This is a genomic window from Micromonospora sp. R311, assembly GCF_056780015.1.
On the sequence record NZ_JBSWCE010000008.1, the window covers coordinates 47,830 to 73,262 of the forward strand.

Annotated in this window: 22 protein-coding genes, 1 tRNA gene and 1 other RNA gene; 15 read left to right on the forward strand and 9 right to left on the reverse strand. The window is 73.0% G+C overall.

What is annotated here, in order from left to right:
* The first annotated feature begins 107 nt into the window (after positions 1-107).
* Positions 108-605, forward strand: coding sequence for a SigE family RNA polymerase sigma factor (locus tag AC1WTP_RS08665; protein ID WP_481648695.1), 498 nt, complete (start codon positions 108-110; stop codon positions 603-605).
* Positions 602-1,339, forward strand: coding sequence for a hypothetical protein (locus AC1WTP_RS08670; protein WP_481648696.1), 738 nt, complete (start codon positions 602-604; stop codon positions 1,337-1,339). The genes AC1WTP_RS08665 and AC1WTP_RS08670 overlap by 4 nt, the downstream gene beginning before the upstream one ends.
* 111 nt (positions 1,340-1,450) lie before the next feature.
* Here the strand turns inward: AC1WTP_RS08670 and AC1WTP_RS08675 are convergent, their stop codons facing one another.
* The 3 genes from AC1WTP_RS08675 to AC1WTP_RS08685 form a co-directional block, all read right to left on the reverse strand.
* The gene (locus tag AC1WTP_RS08675; protein WP_481648697.1) at positions 1,451-2,512 is read right to left on the reverse strand and encodes a hypothetical protein; all 1,062 of its coding nucleotides are present in this window, start codon (positions 2,510-2,512) and stop codon (positions 1,451-1,453) included.
* On the reverse strand, positions 2,509-2,844 hold the full coding sequence (locus AC1WTP_RS08680) for a PadR family transcriptional regulator (protein WP_481648828.1): 336 nt from the start codon (positions 2,842-2,844) through the stop codon (positions 2,509-2,511). Before AC1WTP_RS08680 ends, AC1WTP_RS08675 begins: the two co-directional genes overlap by 4 nt.
* A 592-nt stretch (positions 2,845-3,436) precedes the next feature.
* Positions 3,437-3,521 (reverse strand) — tRNA-Ser (locus AC1WTP_RS08685).
* A gap of 81 nt (positions 3,522-3,602) precedes the next feature.
* Here AC1WTP_RS08685 and ffs point away from each other — a divergent pair.
* From ffs to AC1WTP_RS08730, 9 genes are all read left to right on the forward strand, one after another.
* Positions 3,603-3,692: signal recognition particle sRNA small type (ffs, locus tag AC1WTP_RS08690), an RNA gene on the forward strand.
* A gap of 165 nt (positions 3,693-3,857) precedes the next feature.
* Positions 3,858-6,296: a DNA polymerase III subunit gamma and tau gene (locus AC1WTP_RS08695; protein WP_481648698.1), complete on the forward strand. Its 2,439-nt coding sequence runs from the start codon at positions 3,858-3,860 to the stop codon at positions 6,294-6,296.
* 298 nt (positions 6,297-6,594) lie between these two features.
* On the forward strand, positions 6,595-6,903 hold the full coding sequence (locus AC1WTP_RS08700) for a YbaB/EbfC family nucleoid-associated protein (protein ID WP_481648829.1): 309 nt from the start codon (positions 6,595-6,597) through the stop codon (positions 6,901-6,903).
* A gap of 8 nt (positions 6,904-6,911) precedes the next feature.
* Entirely contained in the window at positions 6,912-7,505 is a 594-nt protein-coding gene (gene recR / locus AC1WTP_RS08705) for a recombination mediator RecR (protein WP_088996491.1), read from the forward strand.
* A gap of 338 nt (positions 7,506-7,843) precedes the next feature.
* Positions 7,844-9,508: an ABC transporter substrate-binding protein gene (locus AC1WTP_RS08710; protein ID WP_481648699.1), complete on the forward strand. Its 1,665-nt coding sequence runs from the start codon at positions 7,844-7,846 to the stop codon at positions 9,506-9,508.
* Between the two features lie 77 nt (positions 9,509-9,585).
* On the forward strand, positions 9,586-10,590 hold the full coding sequence (locus AC1WTP_RS08715) for an ABC transporter permease (protein ID WP_481648700.1): 1,005 nt from the start codon (positions 9,586-9,588) through the stop codon (positions 10,588-10,590).
* The gene (locus AC1WTP_RS08720; RefSeq protein ID WP_481648701.1) at positions 10,587-11,549 is read left to right on the forward strand and encodes an ABC transporter permease; all 963 of its coding nucleotides are present in this window, start codon (positions 10,587-10,589) and stop codon (positions 11,547-11,549) included. Before AC1WTP_RS08715 ends, AC1WTP_RS08720 begins: the two co-directional genes overlap by 4 nt.
* Positions 11,550-11,555: 6 nt before the next feature.
* On the forward strand, positions 11,556-12,671 hold the full coding sequence (locus tag AC1WTP_RS08725) for an ABC transporter ATP-binding protein (RefSeq protein ID WP_481648702.1): 1,116 nt from the start codon (positions 11,556-11,558) through the stop codon (positions 12,669-12,671).
* Positions 12,668-13,771: an ABC transporter ATP-binding protein gene (locus tag AC1WTP_RS08730; protein WP_481648703.1), complete on the forward strand. Its 1,104-nt coding sequence runs from the start codon at positions 12,668-12,670 to the stop codon at positions 13,769-13,771. Before AC1WTP_RS08725 ends, AC1WTP_RS08730 begins: the two co-directional genes overlap by 4 nt.
* Before the next feature lie 87 nt (positions 13,772-13,858).
* Here the strand turns inward: AC1WTP_RS08730 and AC1WTP_RS08735 are convergent, their stop codons facing one another.
* Complete coding sequence (locus tag AC1WTP_RS08735) at positions 13,859-14,281, reverse strand: hypothetical protein (protein WP_481648704.1); 423 nt, start codon at positions 14,279-14,281, stop codon at positions 13,859-13,861.
* Positions 14,263-14,925 (reverse strand): HNH endonuclease family protein, encoded by a 663-nt coding sequence (locus AC1WTP_RS08740; RefSeq protein WP_481648705.1) that lies wholly within the window; start codon positions 14,923-14,925, stop codon positions 14,263-14,265. The genes AC1WTP_RS08735 and AC1WTP_RS08740 overlap by 19 nt, the downstream gene beginning before the upstream one ends.
* A gap of 107 nt (positions 14,926-15,032) precedes the next feature.
* Here AC1WTP_RS08740 and AC1WTP_RS08745 point away from each other — a divergent pair, with 107 nt between their 5' ends.
* Positions 15,033-16,559 carry an MFS transporter gene (locus tag AC1WTP_RS08745; RefSeq protein WP_481648706.1) on the forward strand — a complete coding sequence of 509 codons (1,527 nt, stop codon included), beginning with the start codon at positions 15,033-15,035 and terminating at the stop codon, positions 16,557-16,559.
* Between the two features lie 40 nt (positions 16,560-16,599).
* Here AC1WTP_RS08745 and leuA read toward each other — a convergent pair whose 3' ends face one another.
* The 3 genes from leuA to AC1WTP_RS08760 all read right to left on the reverse strand — a co-directional run bounded on the left by leuA (position 16,600) and on the right by AC1WTP_RS08760 (position 20,056).
* Complete coding sequence (gene leuA, locus AC1WTP_RS08750) at positions 16,600-18,351, reverse strand: 2-isopropylmalate synthase (RefSeq protein WP_481648707.1); 1,752 nt, start codon at positions 18,349-18,351, stop codon at positions 16,600-16,602.
* A gap of 271 nt (positions 18,352-18,622) precedes the next feature.
* Entirely contained in the window at positions 18,623-19,177 is a 555-nt protein-coding gene (locus AC1WTP_RS08755) for a nitroreductase family protein (protein ID WP_481648708.1), read from the reverse strand.
* Positions 19,178-19,261: 84 nt separating this feature from the next.
* Positions 19,262-20,056 (reverse strand): hypothetical protein, encoded by a 795-nt coding sequence (locus AC1WTP_RS08760; RefSeq protein WP_481648709.1) that lies wholly within the window; start codon positions 20,054-20,056, stop codon positions 19,262-19,264.
* 223 nt (positions 20,057-20,279) lie between these two features.
* Between AC1WTP_RS08760 and AC1WTP_RS08765 the strand changes: the two genes are divergently transcribed.
* Both AC1WTP_RS08765 and AC1WTP_RS08770 read left to right on the forward strand, forming a co-directional pair.
* Positions 20,280-21,545 (forward strand): aspartate kinase, encoded by a 1,266-nt coding sequence (locus tag AC1WTP_RS08765; protein ID WP_481648710.1) that lies wholly within the window; start codon positions 20,280-20,282, stop codon positions 21,543-21,545.
* A gap of 5 nt (positions 21,546-21,550) precedes the next feature.
* Positions 21,551-22,609 (forward strand): aspartate-semialdehyde dehydrogenase, encoded by a 1,059-nt coding sequence (locus tag AC1WTP_RS08770; protein WP_481648711.1) that lies wholly within the window; start codon positions 21,551-21,553, stop codon positions 22,607-22,609.
* Positions 22,610-22,761: 152 nt separating this feature from the next.
* On the opposite strand, the gene AC1WTP_RS08775 is transcribed toward AC1WTP_RS08770, so the two are convergent.
* Positions 22,762-24,183, reverse strand: a complete 1,422-nt coding sequence (locus AC1WTP_RS08775; protein WP_481648712.1) for a GGDEF domain-containing protein — start codon at positions 24,181-24,183, stop codon at positions 22,762-22,764.
* 215 nt (positions 24,184-24,398) lie between these two features.
* Between AC1WTP_RS08775 and AC1WTP_RS08780 the strand changes: the two genes are divergently transcribed.
* The gene (locus AC1WTP_RS08780; RefSeq protein WP_481648713.1) at positions 24,399-25,178 is read left to right on the forward strand and encodes a phosphodiesterase; all 780 of its coding nucleotides are present in this window, start codon (positions 24,399-24,401) and stop codon (positions 25,176-25,178) included.
* Positions 25,179-25,433 lie beyond the last annotated feature (255 nt).

Sequence of the window (25,433 nt, forward strand, 5' to 3'; positions counted from 1 at the left end):
CGTAGCGAGGAGGACGGGTGGGCCGGCCATAAAGTTGATCTCTCGCGGGCTCAACCTTTCCGCCGCCCCACCCGTCCTGTCCCGCGTGAGCTGTGGAGAGGGCCGGCATGGCCCGGGGTGACGAGGAGTTCGTCGAGTTCGCCCGGACGGCGTCCGGGCGGCTGGTGCACGCCGCCTTCCTGATGACCGGCAACTACCACCAGGCCGAGGAGGCGGCGCAGACCGCGCTGGTCCGCACGTACGCGTCGTGGTCCCGGATCCGGGACGCCGACGCCTACGGCTACGCCCGGTCCGTGCTGGTCAACCACCTGGTCGACAGTTGGCGGCGACCGATCCGGGAGTACCCCAGCGAGAACCTCCCCGAGCAACGCCGCGGCGACGTGGCGGACGAGGTCGCCACCCGCCGCTGGCTGCTCGCCATCCTCGGCACACTCAGCCCCCGCGAGCGCGCCATCGTCGTGCTGCGCTACTACTTCGACCTGCCGGAGACACAGGTGGCCCGCGAACTCGACGTCTCGGTCGGGACGGTCAAGAGCACCAGTTCCCGCGCCCTGGAGAAGCTGCGCACCGTCGGCGCGCCGGAGACCCACGGGGCGTGCCGGTGAACGACGTGGACGAGTTCCGCCAGGCCATGCGGGCGACCGAACGGCCCGACCGGCACAACCTGGATCTGACCGTGATCATGCGCGACGGTCGCCGCCTGCGCCGGCGCCGCCGGCTCGCCGGGGCCGGCGCGGCGGCCCTGTCGGTGATGGTGGTCGCCGTCGGCGTCACGGTCGGCGTCCAGCAGACCCGCCCGCCGGACCCGGAGCGACGCGACGTCCCGGCCGCCACCGCACCGGCCGCCACCGTCCCGGCCGCCAGCCTCACGGCGAGCCCGGAGGAGCCGGCACCCCGGCCGCTCGGCGGGTTGGTGGACACGGGGATCCGGTACGGCACCGACGAGCGGGTCCTCTACTTCGTCCCGGTGAAGGTGCCCCAGCTACCCGGGGTGAGGATCGGACTGGTCGCCGGCCGCCGCACCGCCGACGGTCGGCTGATCTCGGACTTTGTGGCCAACGACGTCGAGGGCAGCGACCGCCGGCCGGGATTCCACCAGATCGGCCGCGACCAGTCCGGAAACCGCCCGAACCCGGCTCCGGTGCCCACCTTCGGCTATTTCGTCGGGCCCGCGACACGGATCGTCGGCACCGCCGACGGCCGTCAGATCACCGCCCGGCTGGCGCGGTGGAGCGAGGACCCGCGGGTGGTGATCTTCTGGTTCGACCCGGCTCAGCTGGCGCCCGGGGTGGAGCTGGACGGCATCGTCGCCCGCGACGCGCAGGGCCGGAGGCTCTGACCGGGCCCCGGCTCTCCGTTCATGACACCGGTGACGTCAGCGGGCAACTTCAACCGGTGGTCACGCACGTAGTGCGCAAACCGGAAGGCCAGACGCCGCGATGGGGCAGTCCTATTCGGTCGGTGTGGTGGACAGTTTGGCGTCGGCGGGGATCGGTGGAAGTCGGCGCAGTGCTCGGATGGCTCGTCGGGCGAGCGGTAGGGCCATCGCCAGGACGGCGATGACTTCCGTTGCTGCGATTGTGACGAGCGTGGTGCGCTGTGCCTGGTCGATGTAGTCGGGCAGGGTGACGATTCGTAGGGCGAGGGTGGTCGCGGCGAGCAGGGTGAGCGCCAGCGACCACGGCAGCGTGCGAACTGGCTGCCCGGGTGCCCGCCGGGCCAGGTGAACCGCGATGGCAGCGGCGACCATGGCGCAGGCCAGGCCGGGCCAGTCCAGCAGTTTCGGTGCCTGGCTGGTGGCCTGGAGGGCGAACAGCGGCAGGGGAACGAGCAGAATGCCGATCGGAATCGCGAGGAGCCAGGGGCGGCGCGGCACCGGTGGGGCGTCGCGGTGAAACACCGCCATGGCGAGTACCAGGACGACGTCGGTGAGCCGCAGTGCCCAGGGCGTCACGGACAGCGGTACGTCACCGGCGGCCTGCTCCACGGCGGTGGTGACGGCGGGGGGCACGGTGGCCAGCAAGCCGACGGCCTGGGCCACGCGGCGGTGTCCGAGGACGAGCGCGATGTAGGCCGGCAGCCAGGCGTAGCCGGCCAGGTTCCACGCGACGTGCCAGATACTCCCCGACGGCGTGAGCGCCCATGCGGGTGCGGGCGCCGGCAACCAGGTGATCTTCCCGGACAGCCACAGTGTGACGGCGACGCTGGCGGTGACCATGACGGCGTGGGTCAGCACCGCCATCAGGGTCGCCAGGCGCACGGCTTGCCCCCAGGCGTAGGAAGGGGCTGGCGCGTCGGGGCCGCCGAGACGCAACCGGACAGCCAGGGACACGATGCTGGCGACCTCCGCCAGGCTCGGCCGGCCGTAGTCTGCGACGAACGCGGCGGTTTCCGGGTCGTCGCTCTCCATGCTGTCCAGGAAGGCGGCGACCATGTCGTCTTCCCACTGCTGCCGGTACGCGGCGGGCAGCAGCCGCAGGACGAGGCGGTAGCGCTCTTCGAGCCGGCTCATGACGGCGCCGGCCCCGTGATCGGGTTCCGCTGGCTACGCAGCCGGGCCGAGGCGAGACGCGCGTTCGCGGCGAGCCGTTGCGCCTCCGCGGCGAGGGCGTCGCGGCCCTGCTCGGTCAATCGGTAGTACCGGCGTAACCGCCCTTGCCATGCCTCCTCACGGTCCAGCTCGACCAAGCCGTCGCCGACGAGCCGGTCCAGAGCCCCGTACAGGGAGCCGATCTTCAGCTGCACCCGCCCTCGCGACAGCTCTTCCACCTCCGCGACGATCCCGTAGCCGTGGCGTGGAGCGTCGACCAGCGCGGTGAGAATGAAGAAGGCCGGTTCCGTCATCACCCGAGAACTCATCCACCGAATATAGTGGATGACAAGATATAGTGCGAGCGGGACCTTGATGGCCGGCACGGTTCATCAGGCGTCTCGCCCCCGCCGAGTCGACGAGACAAGGAGTCATCATGGGCGACGGTGACGCAGCGGACGCCGCAGACCTGGGCGGGCCAGACTTCGCTCCTGCGATACCCGCGGTGGAGAGCAGTGTCGTCGGCGCTCCACCCACCAACCGGGCCGTCGTCCTCGGCCCCGGATACAGCGGTCACGTCCTGCTCCGGACCCCGCAGCGTGTTCAGGCGCCGCCGGAGTCGGTGCGGCGCGGGGAGGACTCGCCGGTAGCGCACCACGATCATGCGTAGCCGCGGTGCCGGACAACGAGCAAGCAGCCGCACCTCGGCAGAGGTGGATAGGCGGCCTCTCTCCGGCCGCCCCGCGTTCACAGCGGGTTGCCAACGAGCCGGGGCATCGTGTTGCGGGGGAGAGCGGCGAGAGCCAGCCAGACGGGCCGGAACGGGGCAGGTGAGACGACAACGACCGTAGCGACGACGGAGGGCCGGCCCCGTGCGGGACCGGCCCTCCGTGCTGCTCTGGCGAGCGGAGGATACGAGATTCGAACTCGTGAGGGTGTTAACCCAACACGCTTTCCAAGCGTGCGCCCTAGGCCTCTAGGCGAATCCTCCGTCGAACAGGATACAGGCCCCGCCGGGACCGCCCACCCCACCACCCCCGGTGGATCGACCGGCGGTCGGGTACGCTGGTGGCACCTCCCGTGCGGCGGTACCTCGTGAACCTCCCCAGGGCCGGAAGGCAGCAAGGATAAGCGAGCTCTGCCGGGTGCACGGGAGGCCTTTCTGTCTCTGCGGCCCGTTGATCCACCCGACACACCGGATGTCGGGTGTCCGGAACGTCCGCACGGCGTGTGATCAAGGCGGCGCCGCCCCCGCCGGTCCGGCGGGGTGGGTGGTCAGCGGCGGCGGACCGGCGCAGAATGGCTCGGTCGAGAGGAGGCGGGACGGGTGACTTTGGCGCTCTACCGCAAATACCGGCCGCGTACCTTCGCCGAGATGATCGGCCAGGAGCAGGTCACCGAGCCGCTGTCACAGGCGCTGCGCAGCGGGCGGCTCAACCACGCCTACCTCTTCTCCGGCCCGCGCGGCTGCGGCAAGACCTCCAGCGCCCGGATCCTGGCCCGCTCGCTCAACTGTGAGCAGGGTCCCACCCCGGAGCCGTGCGGGCGGTGTGAGTCCTGCCGCGCGCTGGCCCCCGACGGCGGCGGGTCGATCGACGTCATCGAGATCGACGCGGCCAGCCACGGCGGCGTCGACGACGCCCGTGAGCTGCGCGAGAAGGCCTTCTTCGCGCCGGCCAGCAGCCGCTTCAAGATCTATATCATCGACGAGGCGCACATGGTCTCGTCGGCCGGCTTCAACGCCCTGCTCAAGCTGGTCGAGGAGCCGCCGGAGTACGTCAAGTTCATCTTCGCCACCACCGAGCCGGAGAAGGTCCTCGGCACGATCAAGTCGCGGACCCACCACTACCCGTTCCGGCTGTTCCCGCCGAAGGTGCTCCGGCCGTACCTGGAGCAGCTCACCGAGGCGGAGGGGGTGACCGTCGAGCCGGCGGTCTTCCCCCTGGTGGTGCACGCCGGTGGGGGCAGCATGCGGGACAGCCTCTCCGTGCTCGACCAGCTCATCGCGGGCGCCGGCCCGGAGGGGGTCAGCTACGCTCGGGCCGCCGCGCTGCTCGGCGTCACCGACTCCGCGCTGATCGACGAGATGTGCGACGCGCTGGCCGCCGGGGACGGCGCCGCCGCGTACGCCACGGTCGACCGGGTCGCCGAGGCAGGGCACGACCTGCGCCGGTTCGCCTCCGACCTGCTGGAACGGCTGCGCGACCTGATCGTGCTCCAGCAGGTGCCGGACGCCGCGGCCAAGGGTCTGATCGACGGCCCGGCCGACCAGATCGAGCGGATGACCGCCCAGGCCCAGCGGCTCGGCCCGGGCACCCTGTCCCGCTGCGCCGACATCGTGCACAACGGGCTGGTGGAGATGCGCGGCACCACCGCGCCCCGGCTGCTGCTCGAGCTGATCTGCGCCCGGATGCTGCTGCCCGGCGTCGACGACTCGACCGGCGGCCTGCTCCAGCGCCTGGAACGGATGGAGCGCCGGCTCACCCTGGGCGACGTCGACCTGCCGCCGGCCGCTGCCGGCCCCGCGCCGGTCGCCGACGCCCCGGCCGTACGCCCGGCGGCGCCCGCCCCGGCGGCGGCTGCCGCCGCGCCACCGCCGGAGACCGCCGGCCCGCCGGCGGCTGCCGCACCCGCCCCGACGAGCGCCCCCCGCACGGCGGAGGCCGGCGCCCGGGCCGAGCAGGGGCCGGCGCCCGACGCGGCCCCGGCGCCCCGGCGGGCGGTACGCCCGGAGGCGGTGATGCCCGATCCGGCCACCCCCGCCCCGCCCCGCCCCGGCGCGTCGGCGCCCGGCGCGCTCGACGCGGTCGCGGTACGCCGGGTCTGGCCCGAGGTGGTCGGCAAGGTCAACCGGTCCAACAAGCGGATCGCGGCGTTGATGCGGGACGCGGTGGTCCGCGACCTCGACGGCGACACCCTGGTGCTGACCGTGAAGTCGACGGTGCTGGCCAAGATGATGTCCGATCACGCGGCGGTGCTCACCGACGCGCTCTACGAGGAGTTGGGCGGGCGCTGGCAGATCCGCTGCGAGGTGGCCGGCGAGCGGGGCGGCGGGTCGCTCGGCGGCCCGCGCGCCGCCGCGCCCGCGCCCGCGCCGGCCCGGCCGGCCGCCCAGCCGAGCGGCCCGCCGCCCGCTGCCGCCTCCCGGGCCGGCGCCGGCCGGTCCGGCGGTGCGGGCGGCGCTGCCGCCGACGCGGGTGACGACGAGGACTGGCCCGAGCCGGCCCGCCTCGGCGGCCCGGCGCCGGCCCCGGTCGGGGGTGGAGCGGAGCCGGAGGGTGACTGGCCCGAGGCGGCCCGCCCGGGTGGGGACGCCCCGTCCGGCGGTGCGCCCACCCGGGCCCCCGCGTCCGGTCCGGCTGCCGCGCCCCCGGCGGCCGCTGCCGCCGCCCCGAAGCAGCCCGCCCCGGCGCAGCAGCCCGCCGCCCCGGCGGCCGGTGGCGCGCCGGTGAGCAGCGCGATCGCCGCGGCCCGGGCGGCGGCGGCCGGCCGTGGGCCGCGTACCGCCCAGGCGCGGCAGACGGCGGATGCCGACTGGGCCGGCGAGCCGCCGTACGACCCGGACTACGACGGGCCGGTCCGGCCCGGCGCGGCCCGGCCGGCGGCCCCGACCACCCCGGTCTACGAGGGTTTCGACCCGGGCGACGAGCCGCTGGACGAGGTCATCGACGAGAAGACCGCCCGGGAGTCGAGCGAGGAGCAGGCGGTACGGCTGCTCCGCGAGGCGTTCGGCGCCGAGAAGATCAACGAGGTGGACGCCCGGTAGCGCGACCGGGTACCCCTCGATGACCGGCCCGCACGGCCCGCCGGCGCGGACGGGCCGGTCGGCGTAGCGCCCGGCGGACATCGCGGCGCACGCCCGGGCCTGTTGCTCCATCGCCGCGGCGGCCTGCTCGGCGGACTCGCGCCGCCCGGGGGCCGACCCCTGGATCGTGCGCCGGGACCACCGGCCGGGGATGCGCCGCGCCGGGCGGGGCCGGTCACACCGGGCGACTAGGCTGGGCGGCGGCCGAGCAGACGAATGCGAGAAGGAGCATCCCGTGCGCCCAGGTGGACAGCCGAACATGCAGCAGATGCTGAAGCAGGCGCAGAAGATGCAGCAGCAGATCGTCAAGGCGCAGGCCGAGCTCGCCGAGGCCGAGCTGACCGGCACCGCCGGCGGTGGGCTGGTGACCGCGACCGTCGCCGGCACCGGCGAGGTCAAGAGCATCAAGATCGATCCGAAGGCGGTCGACCCGGAGGACGTGGAGACCCTGGAGGACCTGGTCGTCGCGGCCCTGCACAACGCCGCCGAGGCGGCCCGCGAGCTGACCGAGCAGAAGATGGGCCCGGTCGCCGGCGGCATGGGCGGCCTCGGCCTGCCCGGGTTCTGAGCCGGCAGATGTACGAAGGTGCCATCCAGGACCTGATCGACGAGCTGGGCCGGCTGCCGGGCGTGGGCCCGAAGAGCGCCCAGCGGATCGCCTTCCACGTCCTGTCCGCCGATCCCGCCGACGTGAACCGGCTGGCCGGCGCGCTGCGCAAGGTCAAGGAGCTGGTGCGGTTCTGCACCACCTGTTACAACGTCGCCGAGAGCGAGCAGTGCCGGATCTGCCGCGACCCGCGCCGCAGCGACGAGGTGCTCTGCGTGGTCGAGGAGCCCAAGGACGTGGTGGCGATCGAGCGGACCGGTGAGTTCCGCGGCCGCTACCACGTGCTCGGCGGGGCGATCAACCCGCTGGAGGGGATCGGGCCCGACAACCTGCGCATCCGGGAGCTGATGACCCGGCTCGGCGGCGGCGCGGTACGGGAGCTGATCCTCGCCACCGACCCGAACACCGAGGGCGAGGCGACCGCGACCTACCTCGCCCTGATGGTGAAGCCGATGGGCATCGCGGTGACCCGGCTCGCCAGCGGCCTGCCGGTCGGCGGCGACCTGGAGTACGCCGACGAGATCACCCTGGGCCGCGCGTTCGAGGGCCGCCGGGCGGTCTGAGGCCACCCGGGGCCGAGCGACGGCCGGCGCCGTGTCCGGTGCCGGCCGTCGTCGTTCCGGGGCCCGGGAACGGGGCCGGACGTCCACTTTGAGTTCTGACATGTGGTCAACCGCGGCGACGGTCGATGTAACAAATCTGCATCGCTGAACAGGGACAAACTGCCCCTTTGGCCGCGCCCCGACGGGCTCTCCGGCGCGGGGCGCATCGGTTAAGACACGATCCGGTACCAACCGCTTCGTCAAGAGTTTCCCGCTGGTCGCAACGGCAGCTAAGGTCACCGCCATCGGTGACCCCTGTCACCACGTTGTCCGTAACCCCAAGGACGAGGTGAAGCACCATGCGTGCATCCAGGCCGAAGGCCGCGATCGCGGCCGTCGCGGTCGCGGCCCTCGCGGTAGCAGGCTGCGCCGAGAGCAACCGCGATGACAGTTCCGGCGGTAGCAAGAAGGACACCCTCGTCTTCGGCGTAGCCGGAGACCCGAAGGTGCTCGACCCGACCATGGCCAGCGACGGCGAGTCGCTGCGCGTGGCGCGTCAGGTCTTCGAGACGCTGGTCCGTCCCGAGGAGGGGGGCACCAAGGTCTCTCCCGGGCTCGCCGAGTCCTGGACTCCGGACGCCGCCGGCACGACGTGGACCTTCAAGCTCCGCTCCGGGGTGAAGTTCCACGACGGCACCGACTTCAACGCCGAGGCGGTCTGCAAGAACTTCGACCGCTGGTACAACGCCAAGGGCCTGATGCAGAGCCCGGACGTGACCGCGTACTGGCAGGACGTCATGGGCGGCTTCGCCAAGAACGAGGACCCGGACCTGCCGCCGAGCCTCTTCAAGTCCTGCACCGCCAAGGACGCCACCACCGTCGACCTGGCCTTCACCCGGGTTTCCAGCAAGATCCCGGCCGCGCTGATGCTGCCGTCGTTCTCCATCCACAGCCCGACGGCGCTGGAGAAGTACGACGCGAGCAACGTCAGCGGCACCGCCGAGGACATCAAGTACCCGTCGTACGCGATGGAGCACCCGACCGGCACCGGTCCGTTCAAGTTCAAGTCCTGGGACGTCGCCAACAAGACGCTGACCCTGGAGCGGAACGACGACTACGCCGGCTCCAAGGCCAAGCTGAAGACCCTGATCTTCAAGACCATCTCCGACGAGAACGCGCGCAAGCAGGCGCTGCGCTCCGGCGACATCCAGGGGTACGACCTGGTCGGCCCGGCCGACGTCGAGCCGCTGAAGGGTGAGGGCTTCAACGTCCTGACCCGCCCGGCGTTCAACATCCTCTACCTGGCGATCAACCAGAAGGGGAACCCGAAGCTCGCCGACATCAAGGTCCGGCAGGCCATCGCGCACGCGCTGAACCGCCAGGCGCTGGTCGACTCGAAGCTGCCCCCGGGCGCCAAGGTCGCCGAGAACTTCATGCCGGACACCGTCGAGGGCTGGAACGGCGACGTCACCAAGTACGACTACAACCCGGAGAAGGCCAAGCAGCTGCTGGCCGAGGCCGGCGCGACGAACCTGACCCTGCGGTTCCACTACCCGACCGAGGTCACCCGGCCGTACATGCCGAACCCGAAGGACATCTTCGAGCTGCTCTCGGCGGACCTCAAGGCGGTCGGCATCAACGTCCAGGCCATCCCGCTGAAGTGGAGCCCGGACTACCTCAACGCCACCACCTCCGGCAACAAGCACGACCTGCACTTCCTCGGCTGGACCGGTGACTACGGCGACGGCTACAACTTCATCGGCACCTTCTTCGACCGGCCGAAGGACGAGTGGGGCTTCACCAACAAGGCCCTGTTCGACCAGTTCAAGGACGCCGACACCACCGCCGACCAGGCGGCCCGGACCGAGAAGTACAAGGCCCTGAACAAGGCCATCATGGACTTCCTGCCGGGTGTCCCGGTGTCGCACTCGCCGCCGGCGATCGTGTTCGGCAAGGACGTGACCGGGGTCAAGGCGAGCCCGCTCACCGACGAGCGGTACGCCAACGCCGAGTTCAAGTCCTGACCTGACGTAAGGACCGCGGGCGGGCGCTGTTTCGACAGCGTCCGCCCGCGACCCTCCGTACCCCTTTCGAGGCCACCGTGTTCCGGTTCATCGTCAGACGCCTGCTCCAGCTGATACCGACGCTGTTCGGGCTCTCCCTCCTGCTCTTCATCTGGCTCCGTCGACTGCCCGGCGGCCCCGAGACCGCCATCCTCGGCGAGCGCGGGACGCCCGAGATGCGCGCCGCGATCCGCCGCAACATGGGCCTCGACGAGCCGATCCTGGTGCAGTACGGCCGGTTCGTCCGGCGGCTGATCCGCCTGGACCTGGGCACCTCGACCTCCACCAAGCGCGCGGTGGTCACCGAGTTCATCGAGCGCTTCCCCGGCACCGTCGAGCTGACCATCAGCGCCATGGTGATCGCGATCGGGCTGGGCATCCCGCTGGGCTACCTGGCCGCCCGCCGTCGCGGCCGGTTCCTCGACCACGCCTCGGTCGGCGGGTCGCTGATCGGCATCTGCATCCCGGTCTTCTTCCTGGCGTACGTGCTGAAGGCGATCTTCGCGGAGAACCTCGGCTGGTTCCCGTCCAGTGGCCGGCAGGACCCGACCCTCGGGGCCACCCGGATCACCAACTTCTTCGTCCTCGACGGGCTGATGACCCGGGAGTGGGACGCCGCCGCCGACGCGCTCTGGCACCTGGTGCTCCCCGCCGTGGCGCTGGCCAGCATCCCGCTGGCGATCATCGTCCGGATCACCCGGGCCAGCGTGCTCGAGGTGCTCAACGAGGACTTCGTCCGCACCGCCGAGGCCAAGGGCCTCACCGAGCGGGTCGTCCGGCGCCGGCACGTGCTGCGCAACTCGATGCTGCCGGTGGTCACCTCGATCGGCCTGCTCACCGGCGGCCTGCTCTCCGGCGCGGTGCTGACCGAGACGGTCTTCGCCTTCAGCGGCATCGGAGCCTTCATCTACGACGCGATCAGCCAGCGGGACTACCCGGTGCTGATGGGCTTCATCCTGATCATCGCGGTGGTGTACGTGCTGGTGAACCTCCTGGTCGACCTCTCCTACAGCCTGATCGACCCGAGGGTGAGGGTCCGATGACGATCACCAGCGGCAAGAAGCGCGAGAAGATCGACCGGCTCGCCGAGCTGGCCGCCCGGGACGACGAGCGGGGGGTCAGCCTCTGGCGCGAGGCGTTCCGCCGGCTGCGGCGCAATCCGGCGGCGATCGTCGGCGCGGTGATCCTGGCGCTCTTCCTCCTCATCGCCATCGTCGGGCCGTTCCTCGTCCCGCATCCGCCGGAGGCCCAGCTCTGGAAGGGCGAGATCCGGGACAACATCGGCTACTTCCCCGGGCCCCGGGCCGAGAACTGGTTCGGCGTCGACCACATCGGCCGGGACGAGTTCAGCCGGATGATCGTCGGCGCCCGGCAGACGTTGCTGGTCGGCGTGGTCTCCACGCTGATCGGTCTCGCGATCGGTTCGCTCATCGGCGGCATCGCGGGCGCGTCCGCCGGCCTGGGCGGCCGCTGGGGCCGGGCCATCGACAACGTGCTCATGCGCTTCGTCGACATGCTGCTGGCGATGCCGAGCCTGCTCCTGGCGATCAGCATCGCCGCCATCCTCGGGGCCGGGCTCGAGACGGTGATGATCGCCGTCGGTGTGGTCTCGGTGCCGGTCTTCGCCCGGCTGCTGCGCGGTTCGATGATCTCCCAGGCGAACAGCGACTACGTGCTGGCCGCCACCTCGCTCGGGGTCCGGAAGCCGAAGATCGCCCTGACCCACGTGGTGCCCAACTCGCTCGCCCCGGTCATCGTGCAGGCCACGCTGACCCTGGCCACCGCGATCATCGAGGCCGCCGCGCTCTCCTTCCTCGGCCTCGGCAACAACGACGCGTCGATCCCGGAGTGGGGCGTCATGCTCGCCGACGCCCAGCGTTACCTCGACGCGGCGCCCCGGCTGGCCATCCTGCCGGCCCTCGGCATCATCGTCACGGCGCTCGGCTTCACGCTGCTTGGTGAGGCGATGCGCGAGGCCCTCGACCCGAAGCTGCGGAAGTAGGTCACCATGTCTCTGCTCGAAGTGGACGACCTCTCCGTCACCTTCGCCCGGCGCGGCCAGCGGGCCGTGCACGCCGTCGACGGGGTCTCCTTCTCGGTCGACGCCGGCGAGGTGGTCGGCCTGGTCGGCGAGTCCGGCTGCGGCAAGAGCGTCACCTCGCTGGCCATCATGGGCCTGCTGCCCAAGCAGCCCGGCCTGCGGGTCGGCGGCAAGGCGGTCTTCGACGGCACCGACCTGCTCCAGCTCGACGACCGGTCCCGGCGGGACATCCGCGGCCGGGACATCGCGATGATCTTCCAGGACCCGCTCAGCTCGCTGAACCCGGTCGTGCCGATCGGGTTGCAGGTGACCGAGGTGCTCGCCCGGCACCGGGGGATGAAGGGCGAGGCGGCGGCCAAGGAGGCGGCGGGGCTGCTGGAGCGGGTCGGCATCCCCGACCCGAAGCGGCGGCTCAAGGAATACCCGCACCAGCTCTCCGGCGGCATGCGGCAGCGGGCCCTGATCGCCATGGCGGTGGCCTGCAAGCCCCGGCTGCTGATCGCCGACGAGCCGACCACCGCGCTGGACGTGACCATCCAGGCGCAGATCCTGGAGCTGCTCAAGGAGCTGGTCCGCGACTCCGGGACCGCGCTCGTGATGATCACGCACGACCTGGGCGTGGTCGCCGGCATGTGCGACACCATCAACGTGCTCTACGCCGGCCGGGTGGTGGAGACGGCCCGCCGCCGTCCGCTGTTCCGCGAGCCGCGGCACCCGTACACCGTGGGGCTGCTCGGCTCGGTGCCCCGGCTCGACGCCGGGCGCGGCGAGCGGCTGAACCCGATCCCCGGCTCGGTCCGCGACGTGCTGCCCTGGCCGGACGGCTGCGCCTTCGCGCCGCGCTGCGCCCGGCGGGTCGACGCCTGCGTCGGCGAGCCCCCGGAGCTGGTGCTCGCCCACGACGGCCGCAGCTACCGCTGCGTCAACCCGGCGCCGGTGCCGGGGCTGACGCCGGCCGAGGAGGTCCGGGGCGCGGTTCCGACCGCCGCCGAGCCCGGCTCGGTGCCGGCGCAGGCCGTCCCGAACGACCCGCCGACGGTGCCGGGCATCGGTCCCGCCCCGCGCGAGGAGGAGACAGCGTGACCGACAACGACATCCTCGTCGAGGTACGCGACCTGAAGGTGCACTTCCCGATCAAGCGGGGGGTGCTCTTCGACCGGACGATCGGCCACGTGAAGGCGGTCGACGGCGTCGACCTGCGGATCCCCCGGGGCAAGACGTACGGCCTGGTCGGCGAGTCCGGCTGCGGCAAGTCCACGCTCGGCCGGGCGCTGCTCCAGCTCACCCCGCCGACCGGCGGCGAGGTCGTCTTCGACGGGGTCGAGCTGACCACGCTTCCGGCGGGCAAGCTGCGGTCGACGCGCCGCCGGATGCAGATGATCTTCCAGGACCCGATGTCGAGCCTGGACCCGCGGCAGAACGTCGAGTCGATCCTGACCGAGGGCCTGCAGACGCACGGGATCGGTGCCAACCGGGACGAGCGCCGGCAGATCATCGGCGAGACGCTGGACAAGGTCGGGCTGCCCCGCTGGGCGCTCTCCCGCTACCCGCACGAGTTCTCCGGCGGGCAGCGGCAGCGCATCGGCATCGCCCGGGCGCTGGTGCTCGGTCCCGAGCTGATCGTCGCCGACGAGCCGGTCTCCGCGCTCGACGTCTCGATCCAGGCGCAGGTGGTGAACCTCCTCGACGAACTCCAGGACAACCTCGGGCTGACCTACCTGGTGATCGCGCACGACCTGGCGGTGGTGCGGCACATCTCCGACACCGTCGGCGTGATGTACCTGGGCGCGCTGGTCGAGGAGGCGCCGAGCGAGCGGCTCTACACCGAGCCGCTGCACCCGTACACCCGGGCGCTGATGTCGGCGGTGCCGGTGCCGGACCCGGACGTGGAGGACCGGCGGGAGCGGATCCTGCTCGCCGGCGACCTGCCCTCGCCGGCCAACCCGCCGTCGGGCTGCCGGTTCCACACCCGGTGCCCGTGGGCGCAGCCGACCCGCTGCGCCGACCAGCGCCCGGCGCTGCGCGAGATCGGTGGCAGCCGGGTGGCCTGCCACTGGGCCGAGCAGATCGCCAGCGGGCAACTGCGTCCGCACAAGGTGGAGGTCCAGATCGTCCGTCCCGAGGACGAGGGCGAGGCGCCGGGCGTGGTCTCCGCCCCCAGCGAGCCCGGCTCGTACGTCTGACCCGCCCCGCTCGAACCGGACGAGCGTGCCACCGCGGTGGCACGCTCGTCGGTGTTCCGGTACCCGGGCGCGGCGCGCCCGGAACGGTCAGCCCTCGGGGCGGTTGAGCAGGGCGACCGCGATCGCGTGCACGGCGTCCAGGCCGGCCGGGTCGGCCAGCGGCGTCCGGCCGCCGGTCACCACGTACCACTCGTCGGCGTCCTTGTACTGCACCCGCAGCGTCACCTGGCCGTCGGCGTACTCGGTGCGCAGGGTCAGCTCGCCGGTGACCACGCCGACCTCGTCGGTCATCACCCCGCCCGGGCCGGGCACGACGTCGGCCGTGCGCTGCTGCGGGCCGGTGCCCGTCCCGCCCGCGTCGGCGGACATGCCCGCCCCCGGCGCGGCGGCGGACGGCGCGTCCGGGCTGTCCGCGCTCATCCCGGCCCCCGGCACCGCCGCGGCGGTGGTGCCGTCGGCGGTCATCCCGGCCGTGGTCGCCCGGTCCCCGGTCACGGGTTGCTCGCCCATGTGCAGCCCTCCAACATGTCCGTCAGGGCGGCCTTCTCGGCGCTGGTCACCGTGAGCCGCCAGTGGTGCTTGACCGTCACCCAGTTCGCGGCGTACTGGCACCAGTACGACCGGTTCGCCGGCTTCCACTGCGACGGGTCCTGGTCACCCTTTGCCCGGTTGGAGGTCGCGGAAACCGCGATCAGCTGCGGCCGGTCCAGGTCGTTGGCGAAGTCGCCGCGTTTCGCGTCGTCCCACTCGTCGGCCCCGGACCGCCAGGCGTTGGCCAGCGGCACCATGTGGTCGATGTCCACGTCGGACGGGTCGGTCAGGGCCCGGCCGTCGTAGACGCTCTCCCACCGGCCGCCGACCACGTTGCAACCGGAGAGCTTGATGTTCTCGCCGTCCCGCTTGAGCACGTTGTCCCGCACGTCGCAGTTCGTGCCGGTGTCCCGCCAGTGCGGGAAGCGGTTGCGGCTGTAGCCCTTCATCGAGCTGGCACCGGCCACCGTCAGCTGCCCCAGCAGCTGCACCGGGTCGCTCCCGGTGGTCGGCGACGGAGTCTGCGTCGGCTCGTCGAGCGGAACGCAGCCGGTCGCGCCGAGCGCCAGCGCCGCGGCGAGCGCGGCCGTCACCGCGGCGCGCGGTCCTGATCTGGTACGCACAGACGACACCTCTCCAGCTTGCGGGCTTCCGGCGATCCCGCACAGTACCCGGACCAGGTTTCGGCGTTTCGTGGCGTCTGGAGAATGGTGCGAGGCAGATTGGTCGGATGACCGCAACCCCTCCCGCGCTCCGCCTCGGCACCGCGGCCGGCCGTGGCACCCTGCTCGCGGCGGTGCTCGGCTCCGGCATGGTCTTCCTCGACAGCACGGTGGTCAACGTCGCGCTGCCCCGGCTCGGCACCGACCTCGACGCCACCGTTGCCGGTCTTCAGTGGACGGTCAACGGCTACCTGCTGACGCTCGCCGCGTTCGTGCTGCTCGGCGGGGCGCTCGGCGACCGGTTCGGGCGGCGGCGGGTCTTCCTCCTCGGGGTGGTCTGGTTCACCGTGGCCTCGGTGCTGTGCGGCCTGGCGCAGGAGACGGCCGAGCTGGTGGCGGCCCGGTTCCTCCAGGGCGCGGGCGGCGCCCTGCTCACCCCGGGCTCGCTCTCGGTGCTCCAGGCCAACTTCCACCCGGACGAGCGGGGCCGCGCGATCGGCGCCTGGTCCGGGCTCTCCGGCGTCTCGACCGCGCTCGGCCCGCTCGTCGGTGGCTGGCTGATCGACATGCTCTCCTGGCGGTGGATCTTCTTCCTCAACGCGCCGCTGGCCGTGCTGGTGGTGCTGGCCGCACTGCGCTGGGTGCCGGAGAGCCGGGACGAGGACGTCTCCCGCACCCGGGGGCCGGGCCGACGGCACCGGCACTTCGACGTGCTGGGCGCCTCGCTCGGCGCGCTCGCCCTGGCCGGCGTCACGTACGCCCTGATCGACGCCCCGGCGCGCGGCCCGGACTCGCTGCCGGTGCTGGTCGCGGCGTTGCTCGGGGTGGCCGGCGCGGTGGCCTTCGTGCTGGTCGAGCGGCGGCGCGGGGACACCGCCATGCTGCCCACCGGGCTGTTCGGCAGCCGGCTCTTCTCGGTGCTGAACGTCTTCACCGTGGTGGTCTACGCCGCGCTCGGCGGTTTCACCTTCTTCTTCGCCATGTTCCTGCAGAACGTGCTCGACTGGTCGGCCTTCCGCACCGGCATCGCGCTGGTGCCGATGACCGTGCTGCTGCTGGCGGGCAGCGCCCGGGCGGGTGCGCTGTCGGCGCGGATCGGCCCGCGGCTGCCGCTGCTGGTCGGGCCGGTGATCGCCGCCGCCGGTCTGCTGCTGCTGCACGGGGTGGATCCGGGCGCGTCGTACTGGCGGGACGTGCTGCCCGGGGTGGCCCTGTTCGGGGTGGGGCTGACCCTGGTGGTGGCGCCGCTGACCGCGTCGGTGCTGGCCGCCGTGGCGGACCGGTTCGCCGGGGTGGCCAGCGGCTTCAACAACGCCGCCGCCCGCGCTGGCGGGCTGCTCGCGGTCGCCACGCTGCCGCTGCTGGTCGGGCTCTCCGGCAGCGGCTACGAGCAGCGCGCCGAGTTGACCGGCGCGTACCGCGACGCGCTGCTCTGGTGCGCCGGGCTGCTGCTGGCCGGCGCGCTCCTGGCCGGCCTGCTCGTCCACCGGCCGCCCCGGAAGGCGCCGCCGGCCCAGCCCTGCCACACCCTGCCGGTCGCCACCCCGCCGGAGCGGCGGGCCGGGGAAGGCGCCCCGGACGCCCGACCGGGCTGAGCCGGGCGGGCCCCCGGTGGACCGGGGACCCGCCGCGGGTTCAGCCGCGGGCGCGGTTGACGGCGCTGGTGACGGCCTTGATCGAGGCGGTGACGATGTTGGCGTCGGTGCCGACGCCCCACACCGTCCGCCCGTCCACCTCGCACTCGACGTACGCCGCGGCCTGCGCGTCCTCACCCGAGGAGAGCGCGTGCTCGTGGTAGTCGAGCACCCGTACCGCCACGTCCACCGACTGGAGCGCGTTGACGTACGCGTCGATGGGACCGTTGCCGACCGCGGTCAGCGACCGCTGCTGCCCGCCGAGCCCCACCTGGGCCTCGATCTCGACCTTGCCCTCGGCGGTGCCGATGGCGTAGCCGGCCAGGATGACCGCCGGGTCGCGCTGGTGGTCCAGAAGGTAGTGCCCGGCGAAGATCTCCCACATGGTGCCCGGGTCGACCTCGCCGCCGGAGTGGTCGGTGACCTGCTGGACCACGCCGGAGAACTCGATCTGGAGCCGGCGCGGCAGGTCGAGCTGGTGCTCGGTCTTCATGATGTACGCGACGCCGCCCTTGCCGGACTGCGAGTTGACCCGGATGACCGCCTCGTAGGTGCGGCCCAGGTCCTTCGGGTCGATCGGCAGGTAGGGCACCGCCCACCGGTGCTCGTCGACGGGCACCCCGGCCGCCGCGGCGTCCGTGGCGAGCGCGTCGAAGCCCTTCTTGATCGCGTCCTGGTGGGAGCCGGAGAAGGCGGTGTAGACCAGGTCGCCCGCGTACGGGTGCCGCTCGTGCACCGGCAGCTGGTTGCAGTACTCGACGGCCCGCTTGACCTCGTCGATGTCGGAGAAGTCGATCATCGGGTCGATGCCCTGGGAGAACAGGTTCAGCCCCAGGGTGACCAGGTCGACGTTGCCGGTGCGCTCGCCGTTGCCGAACAGGCAGCCCTCGATCCGGTCGGCGCCGGCGAGCAGCCCCAGCTCGGCGGCGGCCACCCCGGTGCCCCGGTCGTTGTGCGGGTGCAGGCTCAGCACCAGGCTGTCCCGCCGGGGCAGGTGCCGGTTCATCCACTCGATCGAGTCGGCGTAGATGTTCGGCATCGCCATCTCGACGGTGGCCGGCAGGTTGACGATCAGCTTGCGGTCCGGGGTGGGGTCGACCACCTCGATGACCTTCGCGCAGACCTCCAGCGCGTACTCCAGCTCGGTGCCGGTGTAGGACTCCGGCGAGTACTCGTAGTGGATGTCGGTGTCCGGGGTGTGGATCTCGGCGTACTTCTGGCAGAGCCGGGCGCCGGAGGTGGCGATGTCGGTGATGCCGTCCCGGTCCAGCCCGAAGACCACCCGGCGCTGGAGCGTCGAGGTCGAGTTGTAGAAGTGCACGATCGCCCGGCGCGCGCCGCGCAGGGACTCGAAGGTGCGTTCGATCAGGTGCTCCCGGCACTGGGTGAGCACCTGGATGGTGACGTCCTCGGGGATCAGGTCCTGCTCGATCAGCTGCCGGACGAAGTCGTAGTCGGTCTGGCTGGCCGAGGGGAAACCGACCTCGATCTCCTTGTAGCCCATCTGCACGAGGAGCTGGAACATCCGGCGCTTGCGCTCGGGCGACATCGGGTCGATCAGGGCCTGGTTGCCGTCCCGCAGGTCGACGGCACACCAGCGCGGCGCGGCCTCGACGTGCCGGGTCGGCCAGCGCCGGTCCGGCAGGTCGATCCGGAACTGCTGGTGGTAGGGCTGGTAACGGTGGTACGGCATCCGGCTGGGGCGCTGCCGGGCGATCGGATCGGTCTCAGCGTCGGTGACAGGTTGAGCCATCAGGAGTGCTCCCTGGCGTACATGTGGCGTCAGCAATCGGAAGGTGTCGGCGAGGTGCCGGGCGACGGTGCCCGGGCGGTGCCGATGGGAAGTTCGGATGTGCTGGACGGCGCGGTTCTACTCCGCGACGAGGTGCCGGCCTTCAGGCCTCGTCGCGGCGACCAAGGAGGAGGTACGCCCGCCACATGACAGGGTGACCCTACGTGATGAGTGGTGGGGTGGGAAGGAAGGTCCGGACTATGAGATCGACGTCGCACCCGCCAACGCCGGCTCAGTGCAGCAGCAGGTCGGCGAGGGGGCGGCGGCGTCGCAGCGTGGTCTCCTCGGGCAGCAGGTCGGCGGGGAGGCTCAGCGGGTCACCCAGCTGACCGACGGCCGCCGCCGCGTACGGGCGGACGTCGGGCGGCAGGTCGAGGTCGGCGGCCAGGCCGGCCCGGTCCAGGTCGAGCACCTGACGGACGTGCAGGCCGAGCGCGGTGGCCTGCACGGTGAGGTGCGCGACGGCCTGCCCCAGGTCGTACGCGGCGTGCTCGGTCGGCTCGTGCACGGCGTGCCCGGTCGGCTCGGCCAGGTGCGCGGCGAGCAGCAGCGCCGACGCGCGACCCGCCCAGCGCTGGTCCCGCGCGGGCAGGTTGACCAGGATCCGCTTGAACGTCTCGTCGTCGCGGTGTCCGAGGACGAACCGCCAGGGCTGGCGGTTGCCCACCGACGGCGCCCACCGGGCTGCCTCCAGCAGCGAGGACGCCTCGGCCGGGGTCAACTCCGCGGCCGGATCGAACGAGCGGGGACTCCAACGGATCGCGAGCAGCGGGGTCAGGTCGGCCATGGGTAGAGCGTCCCCTATGGGCGTTTCGCCCTCCGGGCATGGGGGGGGCGAATGTGGGCAATCGCACCCGTAACGGAACGACGGTCAGAACGTTCCCGCGCTCGGACTCTCGGACGGGTCGGGTGGCGGCGGGGAGGCGGTGCCGAGCGGCTCGCCCTCCACCACCGGCCCGGCGAGCTGCACGGTGGCCGGCGCCGGGGCGGGCGTACCGGCCAGGGTCAGCGTCCCGGACGCCGTCCGGACCGCGGTGGGCGTGCCGTCGGCGTCGTAGCAGTAGATGCCGACGTCGAGCGGCGGGTTGATCGAGGCCGAGGTGGTCTCCACCGCGTAGCAGGTGCCGGTGGCGCCGGCCGGCGGGGCCGCCGGGGAGACGGCCAGCGGGGCGCGCCGGTCGGTGAGCACGTCCAGCCAGTCGGTGAACGGGTGCTGCACCCGCGGGTCCAGCCGGCGGGGCAGCCCGTCGTCCGGGTCGCCGAGGCGTACGCAGCCCGGCGGCTCGGGCCGGGTGGCCGAGGGCAGCGCGCACTGGAAGAGCCCGTCGGCCGTGGCGGCCAGTGAGACGTCGGCGCTGCCACCGAGCGCCCCGCCCGGCACGTCCACCCGCCAGGTGCCGTCGTTCGCGCTGGTCACCACGATCGTCCGGTCCGGGGCGTCCGGCGCGCGCAGGGTGTAGCTGGCGACCAGGTGCCGGTCCTGCGCCGCCGCGGCCAGCGCGGCCAACTCGTCCCGGGCCGCGTCCAGGCCGGCGGGGGCGGGCGCGGTGGACGGGGTGGGCGGCGGCGTCGCGGGCGGGTCGGCGGTGCAGGCGGCGAGGGCGGCCGGCAGGGCCAGCGCGAGCGGGCCGGCCAGGCGTCTGGCGGGACAGAGTTGAGCGTGCACCCGGTCATTCTCGGCTGCCCGGCCGACGCGCGGTGACCCGTGCGTCGGTGCCCGGCCCGGCGTGTCGCGCGCCACGCCGCGGGGGCCGGGTCGGCCGGATCGTGGGATCACCCGACCCGGCGGCGCGAGCCGCCCGATAGGCTGAGGGCGTTTGACACGCGCCGCCGGCCCCGGTGCCGGCGGCGTCGGCACGCTCAGGGTCACTGGGAGGGAGCGCACCGTCGTGGCACTCGTGGTGCAGAAGTACGGCGGGTCCTCCGTCGCCAACGCCGAGCGGATCAAGCGGGTGGCCGAGCGCATCGTCGCCGCCCGCAAGGCCGGCGACGACGTGGTGGTGGTGGTCTCCGCCATGGGGGACACCACCGACGAGCTGCTCGACCTGGCCAACCAGGTCAGCCCGCTGCCGCCGGGCCGCGAGCTGGACATGCTGCTCACCGCGGGGGAGCGCATCTCGATGGCGCTGCTCGCCATGGCGATCCACAACCTGGGCTACGAGGCCCGCTCGTTCACCGGTTCGCAGGCCGGGGTGATCACCACCTCGGTGCACGGCCGGGCCCGCATCATCGACGTCACCCCCGGCCGGCTCAAGGGCGCGATCGACGAGGGCGCGGTGGTCATCGTCGCCGGTTTCCAGGGCGTCTCGCAGGACACCAAGGACGTCACCACCCTCGGCCGGGGCGGCTCGGACACCACCGCCGTGGCGCTCGCCGCCGCGCTGAACGCGGACGTCTGCGAGATCTACACCGACGTCGACGGCGTGTTCAGCGCCGACCCGCGGATCGTCCCCAACGCCCGGCACATCAGGCGGATCACCTACGAGGAGATGCTCGAGCTGGCCGCCTGCGGCGCCAAGGTGCTGCACCTGCGTAGCGTGGAGTACGCCCGCCGGGCGGGCTTGCCGATCCACGTCCGTTCGTCATACTCGACCAACACCGGCACCATGGTCACCGGATCGATGGAGGACCTTCCTGTGGAGCAAGCACTGATCACCGGGGTCGCCCACGACCGCAGCGAGGCCAAGATCACGATCGTCGGGGTGCCGGACGAGCCGGGCGCCGCCGCGCGGATCTTCGACACGGTGGCCGGCGCCGAGATCAACATCGACATGATCGTGCAGAACGTCTCCACCGAGGGCACCGGGCGCACCGACATCTCCTTCACCCTGCCCAAGACCGACGGCCCGACCGCGATGGCCGCGCTCAGCAAGATCCAGGAATCGGTCAAGTTCAAGGGCCTGCTCTACGACGACCACGTGGGCAAGGTGTCGCTGATCGGCGCCGGGATGCGCTCGCACCCGGGTGTGGCGGCCGGTTTCTTCGCCGCCCTCGGCCAGGCCGGCGTGAACATCGAGATGATCTCCACCTCGGAGATCCGGGTCTCCGTGGTCTGCCGCGACACCGACCTCGACGCCGCGGTGCGTGCCATCCACGACGCCTTCGAGCTCGGCGGCGACACCGAGGCCGTCGTCTACGCGGGGACGGGACGGTAGCGCCCGTGGCGCGGCTGCCCACCCTCGCCGTGGTCGGCGCGACCGGGGCCGTCGGCACGGTGATGTGCGAACTGCTCACCGGGCGCAAGAACGTCTGGGGCGAGATCCGGCTGCTCGCCAGCGAACGTTCCGCCGGCAAGGTCGTCCGCTGCCGCGGCGAGGACCTCACCGTCCAGGCGGTCACCCCGGAGGCGTTCGACGGGGTCGACGTGGCGATGTTCGACGTGCCGGACGACGTCTCGGCGCGGTGGGCCCCGATCGCGGTGAGCCGCGGCGCGGTCGCCGTGGACAACTCCGGTGCCTTCCGGATGGACCGCGACGTCCCGCTGGTGGTGCCCGAGATCAACCCGGAGCAGGTGCGCAACCGGCCCAAGGGGATCATCGCCAACGCCAACTGCACCACTCTCACGATGATCGTCGCGGTCGCTCCGCTGCACCGCGAATACGGCCTGCGCGAGCTGGTGCTCGCCTCGTACCAGGCGGTCTCCGGCGCCGGTCAGGCCGGCGTGGACACGCTGCACGCCCAGCTCGGCAAGATCGCCGGCGACCGGGGGCTCGGCTCCCGCCCCGGCGACGTCCGCCAGGCGGTCGGCGACGAGCTCGGCCCGTTCCCGGCGCCGCTGGCGCTGAACGTGGTGCCCTGGGCGGGCTCGCCGGCCGACGCCGGCTGGTCGTCCGAGGAGCTGAAGCTGCGCAACGAGTCGCGTAAGATCCTCGGGCTGCCCGACCTGAAGGTCTCCGCCACCTGCGTCCGGGTGCCGGTGGTCACCGGCCACTCGGTGGCGGTGCACGCGGTCTTCGCCACCGAGGTCGACGCCGAGGGCGCCCGCGAGGTGCTGCGCAACGCGCCCGGGGTGATCCTGGTCGACGACCCGGCCGCGGGGGAGTTCCCGATGCCGATCGACGCGGTGGGCACCGACCCGTCCTGGGTCGGCCGGATCCGCCGCGCCGTCGACGACCCCCGCGCCCTGGACTTCTTCGTCACCGGCGACAACCTCCGCAAGGGCGCCGCCCTGAACACCGCCCAGATCGCCGAACTCCTCGCCACCGAACTCACCCGCTGACCTCACCGCGAACCTGGCCGCGCCCGGGCGCGCCTGCTACCCCCCCGAGCCCCCCTCTTCCTGCCCGCGATCTTGCACTTTCCGCTCGGGCGGAAGGGGCGAAGGGTGCATATCGAAGGCGCAGCCGCAAGATCGCCGGGGTGGGGTGTGGGTCAGGCGGCGGCGAGGTGGACGCCGTCGCGGCCGTGCCGTTTGACGGCGTAGAGGGCCTGATCGGCGCGGCGGAGGGTGAGTTCCGGCGACTCGCCGGGGCGGGACAGGGCGACGCCGACGCTGATCGTCCGGCCGGTACGCCGGGCCGCCTCGGTCAGCCGCTCGGCGATCCGGACCGCCTCCTCGGGCCGGTTCACCTCGATCACCGCGACGAACTCGTCGCCGCCGATCCGGTAGAGTTCGTCGCCCTGGCGCAACGCCCCCTCCAGCGCCCGGGCCAGACTGACCAGCACCCGGTCGCCCGCCTGGTGCCCGTACGTGTCGTTGACCGTCTTGAAGCCGTCCACGTCGATGGCGAGCAGGGCGGTACGCCCCGGGGTCGCCGACGCGATCCGCTGGCCGAACGGCCCGGTGTGCCGCAGCCCGGTCAGCGGGTCCGAGCTGGCCTGCTCGCGCAGTCGGGCCAGGGTGCGCAGCCGGTCCAGGCAGCTCCACGCCTGTCCGGCGAGAAGCTCCACCAGGTTCACCGTGGTCGGGTCGGGGCGGAGCAGCCGCTCGTCGGCGACCAGCAGTGCGCCGCCCTCGCCGGGCGGGCCGACCGGTACCACGATCAGGGTGCGCACGCCCGCCCGGACCAGTGGTTCGTGGTCGGCGACCGGCGGGTGCCCCGGCTCGCCGAGGGTGTAGCCGGCCCCGTAACGGTGGGCGCGGCTGATCACCCGACCCAGCGCCGCCGGCCCGGCCTCGGCGAGTTCGGCCCGGATCCGCGTCTCCAGCTCGCCCGGGGTGCCGGTCGGCGGGTCGAGCCGGGGCCCGGCAGGGCCGGCCAGCAGCAGCACGGCGGCGGGGAGCGTGGACACGTCGCGGGCCGCGGTGACCGCGGCGGCCAGCACGTCCCACTCGGTCGGCGCCGAGGTCAGCGCGGCGGCGTGCCGGAGCAGCTTCTCGCTGCGGCTCTCCGCCGGCGGCCCGCCGAGCGCCACGATCCGGGCGCCGAGCCGGGCGGCCAGCCGCTCGGCGGTCTCCCGCCACGGGGTGAGGTCCACCGGGCCGGTCCACTGCAGGTCGAGCACGCCGATCGGCCGGCCCGCCGGGTCCAGCACCGGTACGCACACCTCGGCGGTGACGTCGGGGCGTACCGGGAGGTAGTCGGGGTCCGCGGTGACGTCCGGGACGGCGGCGGTCACGCCGGAGTCGTAGACCCGGCCGACGATCCCGGTCCGCGGCGGGACGGTCGAGAAGACCTGCCAGGAGCCGGTCGCCGCCACGCAGCGGAGCCGGTCGTGCACCTGGAGCAGCACCGAGATGGTGGCCGGCGCGTAGCGGGCGAGCGCGGTGACGGTCCACTGGCACGCCTCGACGGCGGTCGACGCCATGGGGAGGCGGACCGTGACGTCACGGATGACTCGCTCGTGATCCATTCGCACGTCGTTCCAGGTAGGGGTGCTTGGCCCGGGGCCGGGAGGCGCGATCAAGGGTACTCAGCGCGGGATCGGTCCGCCCTCGCCCGAGCTGGGCCGACAGCTTCGTACACATGTGCTATCCACAGGCTGTGGACGCGGGCTGTGGGTCCGGGGCGCCCGCGCGGCGCGGGCCGCGGCGATAGCGTGGGGGTTACCGGTCGAGTGGAGGCAGGATGCTCATCGCCCAGCTCAGTGATCCGCACCTGACCGCCGGCGTGCTCGGCGCCGAGCCCGCGGCCGGGCTGCACCGCGCCCTCGGCCGGGTGCTGGCGCTGCGCCCCCGGCCGGACTGCGTGGTCATCACCGGTGACCTCGTCGACCACGGCCGCACCGACGAGTACGTCACGTTGCGCGAGGTGATCGGCCGGTTCCCGCTGCCGGTGCACCTGGTGGCCGGCAACCACGACGACCGGGAGTCGCTGCTCGACACCTTCGGCGGTACGCCCTGGCTGGGCGGCGGCTTCTCCGCCTACTACCACGTCGACCACCCGGACGTCACGATCGTGGTGCTGGACTCGCTGGTGCCCGGGTCGGGCGGCGGGCGGCTGGGCGAGGAGCAGCTCGGCTGGCTGGACGGGGTGCTCGCCGGCCGGCCCGAGGCGCCCGCCCTGGTCTGCCTGCACCACCCGCCGATCGACGTCGGGCTCCCCGCCGCCGACGCCGTCCGGCTCGCCGACGGTGACGCACTCGCCGAGGTGATCGGCCGGCACCGGCACGTGGTCCGGGTCCTCACCGGCCACCTGCACCGGCCGGTCACGGCGGCCTTCGCCGGCACCGTGTTGACCACCGCGCCCAGCACCTGGCGGCAGGCCTCACTCACCATGAGCCCGGACGAGCCGATCGGCTGGGTCGCCGAGCCGACCAGCTTCCTGCTGCACCTGGTGACCGGTGGCGGCTGCGTGACGCACACCGTCCAGGTCAGCCACGCCGCCGGCCTTACCTGCACCTTCTGACGCTCCGGCGGCGGACGACCAGCTTCCCGCCGCGGACGCCCCGGTCGTTTCGGAGCTCCCACCGGCGCGCAGCGGCGGCCGGGCACGTCGCCCACCGGCCGGGCCCGGTGGCGGGATGGGCGCCCGGCGGGCAGCGGCGGCCGGGCACGTCGCCCCACCGGCCGGGCCGGTGGCGGTGGGCGCCGGACGCTCAGGCCCAGCCGCGGACGCCCCCGCTGCCCGCGCTGCCGTCGGGCGGGTTGCCCGCCGCTCTGG

Bases quoted from the DNA above. Each gene is read 5' to 3' on its own strand.
- AC1WTP_RS08780 (WP_481648713.1), top strand. From the start codon at position 24,399: ATGCTCATCGCCCAGCTCAGTGATCCGCACCTGACCGCCGGCGTGCTC.
- AC1WTP_RS08720 (WP_481648701.1), top strand. From the start codon at position 10,587: ATGACGATCACCAGCGGCAAGAAGCGCGAGAAGATCGACCGGCTCGCC.
- AC1WTP_RS08775 (WP_481648712.1), bottom strand. From the start codon at position 24,183: ATGGATCACGAGCGAGTCATCCGTGACGTCACGGTCCGCCTCCCCATG.
- AC1WTP_RS08735 (WP_481648704.1), bottom strand. From the start codon at position 14,281: ATGGGCGAGCAACCCGTGACCGGGGACCGGGCGACCACGGCCGGGATG.
- AC1WTP_RS08745 (WP_481648706.1), top strand. From the start codon at position 15,033: ATGACCGCAACCCCTCCCGCGCTCCGCCTCGGCACCGCGGCCGGCCGT.
- AC1WTP_RS08675 (WP_481648697.1), bottom strand. From the start codon at position 2,512: ATGAGCCGGCTCGAAGAGCGCTACCGCCTCGTCCTGCGGCTGCTGCCC.
- AC1WTP_RS08700 (WP_481648829.1), top strand. From the start codon at position 6,595: ATGCAGCAGATGCTGAAGCAGGCGCAGAAGATGCAGCAGCAGATCGTC.
- AC1WTP_RS08665 (WP_481648695.1), top strand. From the start codon at position 108: ATGGCCCGGGGTGACGAGGAGTTCGTCGAGTTCGCCCGGACGGCGTCC.
- AC1WTP_RS08725 (WP_481648702.1), top strand. From the start codon at position 11,556: ATGTCTCTGCTCGAAGTGGACGACCTCTCCGTCACCTTCGCCCGGCGC.
- leuA (WP_481648707.1), bottom strand. From the start codon at position 18,351: ATGGCTCAACCTGTCACCGACGCTGAGACCGATCCGATCGCCCGGCAG.
- recR (WP_088996491.1), top strand. From the start codon at position 6,912: ATGTACGAAGGTGCCATCCAGGACCTGATCGACGAGCTGGGCCGGCTG.
- AC1WTP_RS08680 (WP_481648828.1), bottom strand. From the start codon at position 2,844: ATGACGGAACCGGCCTTCTTCATTCTCACCGCGCTGGTCGACGCTCCA.
- AC1WTP_RS08710 (WP_481648699.1), top strand. From the start codon at position 7,844: ATGCGTGCATCCAGGCCGAAGGCCGCGATCGCGGCCGTCGCGGTCGCG.
- AC1WTP_RS08755 (WP_481648708.1), bottom strand. From the start codon at position 19,177: ATGGCCGACCTGACCCCGCTGCTCGCGATCCGTTGGAGTCCCCGCTCG.